Source organism: Dietzia sp. CQ4, assembly GCF_014145125.1.
Classification (GTDB): domain Bacteria; phylum Actinomycetota; class Actinomycetes; order Mycobacteriales; family Mycobacteriaceae; genus Dietzia; species Dietzia natronolimnaea.
Map to the genome: position 1 here is coordinate 1 of NZ_JAALDZ010000223.1, position 4,765 is coordinate 4,765.

Genomic DNA, 4,765 nt, shown 5'->3' on the forward strand with positions numbered 1-4,765 from the left:
AGCAGCGGCTCCCCGGCGGGGTGCACCCGGGGGCGTGGGCCGTCCGGCCCGCCGGCGACCAGGACGACCACCCGCGCGTCCGCCCCCCGGTCCGTCGCCCGGTCCGCTCCTTCTCCCGCCGCAGTGCCCATGGCGGCAACACTACGACGACGCACGTAGGATCGCGATCGTGACCGTCCCAGCTGTGCCCGACCGGACCGACAATGGCTACCACAGCCCGATCCTGACCCGTCCCGGCGCCGTGGACACCCCGGGTCCCGGCCCGGACGCCGGGGTCCCGTTCCACTACGGCGACCCCTTCGGTGAGCAGCGCACGGCCACCACCTCCGTGGTGGTCGTCGACCGCTCCCACCGCGACGTGCTGACCATCGGCGGTGGCGAGCGGCTGAGCTGGCTCGAGGGCTTCGTCTCCCAGCACGTGTCCGAACTGGAGGACCGCTCCGGTGGCGAGACGCTGATCCTGGACGCCAACGGTCGGGTGGAGCACCACGTGGTGCTCTCCGACGTCGACGGGACGCTCGTCATGGACACCGAGCCCGGCCGGGGCGCGGCCCTGCTCACGTTCCTGACCCGGATGGTCTTCTGGGCCGACGCCACTCCGGAGGCCGCCGACCTCGTCGTCGTCACCCTCGCCGGCACCGGGCTCCCCGGTGCCCTCACCGCTCCGGACGGGACCATGGTGGAGCTCCCCGTCGGCGACTACGCGAGCGTCCCCCTGCCTGGGGGCGGGATCGCACGTCGGATGCCGTGGCCGTTGGCGGGCTCGGTCGATCTCCTCGTCCCCCGGGCCGGGCTGACCGGATGGTTCGACGCGGCGGTCCGGGCCGGCGCCCGTCCGGCGGGCTCGTGGGCGTTCGAGGCCCTCCGCGCGGTGGAGACGGACCCGCTCCGGGCGCGACTCGGCGTGGACACCGACGAGAAGACCATCCCCCACGAGATCCCCACGTGGATCGGCGAGGTGGCGCAGCGCGGCGCGGTCCACCTGGACAAGGGGTGCTACCGGGGCCAGGAGACGGTCTCCCGCGTCCACAACCTCGGCAAGTCCCCCCGGGTCCTCGTGCGTCTGCACCTGGACGGCTCCGGCGGCGACCAGTCGCTCTCCCCCGGCGCCGAGGTCCTCGCCGGTGGCCGCACCGTGGGGCGCGTGGGGACCGTCGTCCAGCACCACGAGTACGGCCCGGTGGCGCTCGCCCTGCTCAAGCGGTCGGTGCCGTCCGACACCGTTCTCGAGGTGGACGGCGTCTCCGCCGCCATCGATCCCGACTCCGTCCCGCACGACTCCGGCCCGCAGGCCGGACGTGAGGCGATCCGCAGGCTGCGCGGCCAGGCGTAGGAGCCCGAGGTGGCCCCCACGACACCCGGGCGGACATTCCGCGCCGGGCACGCTATCCTGTGGACAGGCAGATACTCACATTGATGGGCACCCCCGAGGTGGCCCAGCACCGTTTCCGAGGGGGTCAGGTCAATGGGCCGAGGCCGCGCGAAGGCGAAGCAGACCAAGGTCGCTCGCGAACTCAAGTACAACACTCCGCAGACGGACCTAGAACGTCTCCAGGCGGAGTTGGCCGGTGGTGGCGCGCCCACCACACGCCTCAGCACCGATCGGCCCGGTGCCGAGGAGGACGACGACCCGTACGGGTCGTGGTCCGACGGCGACAGCAGGTTCTGACCGCACTCCCCGACCGCCGCCTACACGTGGGCCGGGCATCCAGCGAGGATGCCCGGCCCACGTTCGTGTGGCGGGGTGCGCCACCCGGCTAGAAGCGGGCGTGTGATCCCTCGAGGACGACGCGCGGTCCGTCCGCGGCGACCTCCCCGGCCTTGTCCACGTGTCCGATCACCCAGTTGTCCACGTGCCGGGCGGTGAGCACCGCCTGCGCGCGGTCCACGTCCTCGGCCGGGAGCACGGCGATCATCCCGACCCCCATGTTGAACGTCCGCTCCATCTCGGCCTGCTCGACACGGCCGTGGTGGGCGATCGTGCCGAACACGGCGGGCACGGGCCACCGGCCACGGTCGAGACGCGCGACCAGTCCGCGCGGCATGACCCGCGCGAGATTCTCCGCCAGGCCTCCACCGGTGACGTGGCTGAACACCCGGACGTCGGTCTCGGCGATGAGGCTCAGGCAGTCCAGGGCGTAGATGCGGGTGGGCTCGAGGAGTTCCTCACCCAGGGTGCGACCGAACTCCTCCACGTGCCCCTCCAGCGGGAGGCGGGCGAGTTCCAGCAGTACGTGCCGGGCCAGCGAGTACCCGTTGGAATGCAGGCCCGAGGACGCCATCCCCACGATCACGTCGCCGGGGCGGACGTTCTCCGCCTTGAGGACCTCGTCGGACTCGACGATCCCGACCCCGGTGCCCGAGATGTCGTATTCGCCGGGGGCCATCAGTCCCGGGTGCTCGGCGGTCTCGCCGCCCAGCAGCGCGCAACCGGCCCGGACGCAGCCCTCGGCGATCCCCTCGACGATGTCGGCCACGTGTTCCGGCACGACCTTGCCGATCGCGATGTAGTCCTGGAGGAACAGCGGCTCGGCCCCGCACACCACCAGGTCGTCCACCACCATGGCCACGAGGTCGATGCCCACCGTGTTGTGGACGTCCATGGCCTGCGCCACCGCGATCTTGGTCCCGACGCCGTCCGTCGACGAGGCCAGGAGCGGTTGACGGTAGGAGTTCTTCAGGGAGAACAGCCCGGCGAAGCCCCCGAGGCCACCCATCACCTCCGGCCGGGTCGCGCGCTTGGCGTGGGGCGCGAACAGCTCGACGGCGCGCTCGCCGGCGTCGATGTCGACTCCGGCGGCGGCGTACGAGGCGCCGCTCGCGGGGTGGGGGTTCTCGGTCATCTTCGGTTCTCCTCATCGGCGCCCGTGGTCGGGCGCCCGGTCAGGGTCGGCGGACGGCGTCCGCGTTGTCGTGCAGGACCAGGTGCCGATCGGGTGTCTCACCGTCGACCTGGGCGGCCAGTGCCAGGACGGCCGCGCTCATCGGCGAGTCGTCCGGGAGCGGGATGGGGTAGTGGCCGTCGAAGCACGCGGCGCACAACTCGTCCCGCGGCTGCCCGGTGGCCGAGATCATCCCGTCCACCGAGATGTACCCGAGGGTGTCCGCCCCGATCGCCCTGCGGACGCCCTCGAGCATCCCGTCGGTGGCGTCGACCCCGTTGGCGATCAGTTCGGCGGGGCTGGCGAAGTCGATGCCGTAGAAGCACGGCCAGCGGACCGGCGGGGAGGCGATACGGACGTGGACCTCGAGGGCGCCGGCCTCCCGCAGCATCCGGATCAGGGCCCGTTGGGTGTTGCCGCGGACGATCGAGTCGTCCACCACCACCAACTTCTTCCCCTGGATGACCTCGCGCAGCGGGTTGAGCTTGAGCCGGATGCCGAGCTGCCGGATCGTCTGGCTGGGCTGGATGAACGTGCGGCCGACGTAGGCGTTCTTGGTCAACCCCTGGGCGAAGGGGATCCCGGACCCCTGGGCGTAGCCCACGGCGGCCGGTGTCCCCGATTCCGGCACCGGGATCACCAGGTCGCCCTCGACGGGGTGCTCGACCGCCAGTTTGCGGCCGATCTCCACGCGGGCGGAGTTGACCAGCCGCTGGTTGATCACCGAGTCGGGACGCGCCAGGTACACGTACTCGAAGACGCACGCCTTGGGGGTGGGCTCGGAGAGCTTGCGCGACCGGACGCCGTCGGCGTCGATGGCGATCAGCTCACCGGGCTCGATGTCGCGGACGAACGACGCCCCGACGATGTCCAGGGCCGACGTCTCGGACGAGACCACCCAGCCCCTCTCGAGCCGTCCGAGCGCGAGCGGGCGCACCCCGTGCGGATCCCTGGCGGCGTACAGCGTGTTCTCGTCGGAGAACGTCAGGCAGTAGGCACCGCGCAGGCGCGGCAGCAGGCGGGCCGCCGCCTCCTCGAGGCCCCCGTCACCCGCCTCGTGGGCGAGGAGGGTGGAGACGATGTCCGAGTCCGAGTGGGTGCTGTTCTCGGTGTAACCCCGGATGCCGATCGTGGTGGCGTAGCGCTTGAGTTCCTGCGTGTTGACCAGGTTGCCGTTGTGCCCCAGCACCACGGACCCCCCGCCGGTGGTGGGCCTGAACATGGGCTGCGCGTTGTCCCAGGACGCGGCGCCGGTCGTGGAGTACCGGCAGTGGCCGATCGCCACGTGGCCGCTCATCGACTCGAGGGTCTTCTCGTCGAAGACCTGGCTCACCAGTCCGAGATCCTTGTAGACGAGGACCTGCTCGCCGTCCGCGACGGCGATGCCGGCGGCCTCCTGGCCGCGGTGCTGCAGCGCGTACAGGCCGTAGTAGGTGAGCTTGGCGACGTCCTCGCCGGGAGCCCAGACACCGAAGACGCCGCACTCCTCGACCGGACCGATGCGCTCGGTGTCGATCGGCAGGCCGGTCGGGCCGGGAACGGACGGGTCGGGCAGACCCAGACCGACGGCGGCGCGGCCACTGGTGCGGCGGAGTGATCCGGACGGGGCCGGACGTGACGACGTGCTCTCCACCTGGTGGTGCTCCCTCATGTTTCGGGGCGGTCCGCCCGGAAGGACCCCGGCGGTGCTGTTCGAGTGTACGTTCCCCGACCCCCGTGACCCCAGTCCCGTGTCCCCGTCCCGCGGGCGGGGCCCCTTCTCATGCGCAGGTCGTCCGGACCCGCCCGGGTCGCCGAACGCTCAGCCGGGACGCACCACCGGCAGCCCCGCCGCGACCTCGTCGGCGCGGGTCCCCGACGCCCGGACCCGCCCCGCGGCCACC

Annotated in this window: 4 protein-coding genes; 2 read left to right on the plus strand and 2 right to left on the minus strand. The window is 72.1% G+C overall.

Annotated features, from left to right (window positions below):
• Positions 1-169 precede the first annotated feature (169 nt).
• Both G6031_RS12855 and G6031_RS12860 read left to right on the plus strand, forming a co-directional pair.
• The gene (locus G6031_RS12855; protein ID WP_179524616.1) at positions 170-1,333 is read left to right on the plus strand and encodes a folate-binding protein YgfZ; all 1,164 of its coding nucleotides are present in this window, start codon (positions 170-172) and stop codon (positions 1,331-1,333) included.
• Positions 1,334-1,465: 132 nt separating this feature from the next.
• Positions 1,466-1,669 carry a DUF3073 domain-containing protein gene (locus tag G6031_RS12860; protein WP_179524615.1) on the plus strand — a complete coding sequence of 68 codons (204 nt, stop codon included), beginning with the start codon at positions 1,466-1,468 and terminating at the stop codon, positions 1,667-1,669.
• An 88-nt stretch (positions 1,670-1,757) separates the two neighbouring features.
• Here G6031_RS12860 and purM read toward each other — a convergent pair whose 3' ends face one another.
• Together purM and purF are read right to left on the minus strand one after the other, a co-directional pair.
• A complete protein-coding gene (purM, locus tag G6031_RS12865; protein ID WP_179524614.1) occupies positions 1,758-2,843 on the minus strand; it encodes a phosphoribosylformylglycinamidine cyclo-ligase in 1,086 nt (361 codons plus the stop codon).
• 40 nt (positions 2,844-2,883) lie between these two features.
• Entirely contained in the window at positions 2,884-4,533 is a 1,650-nt protein-coding gene (purF, locus tag G6031_RS12870; protein WP_179524613.1) for an amidophosphoribosyltransferase, read from the minus strand.
• Positions 4,534-4,765 lie beyond the last annotated feature (232 nt).

Bases quoted from the DNA above. Each gene is read 5' to 3' on its own strand.
- G6031_RS12860 (WP_179524615.1), top strand. From the start codon at position 1,466: ATGGGCCGAGGCCGCGCGAAGGCGAAGCAGACCAAGGTCGCTCGCGAA.
- purF (WP_179524613.1), bottom strand. From the start codon at position 4,533: ATGAGGGAGCACCACCAGGTGGAGAGCACGTCGTCACGTCCGGCCCCG.
- purM (WP_179524614.1), bottom strand. From the start codon at position 2,843: ATGACCGAGAACCCCCACCCCGCGAGCGGCGCCTCGTACGCCGCCGCC.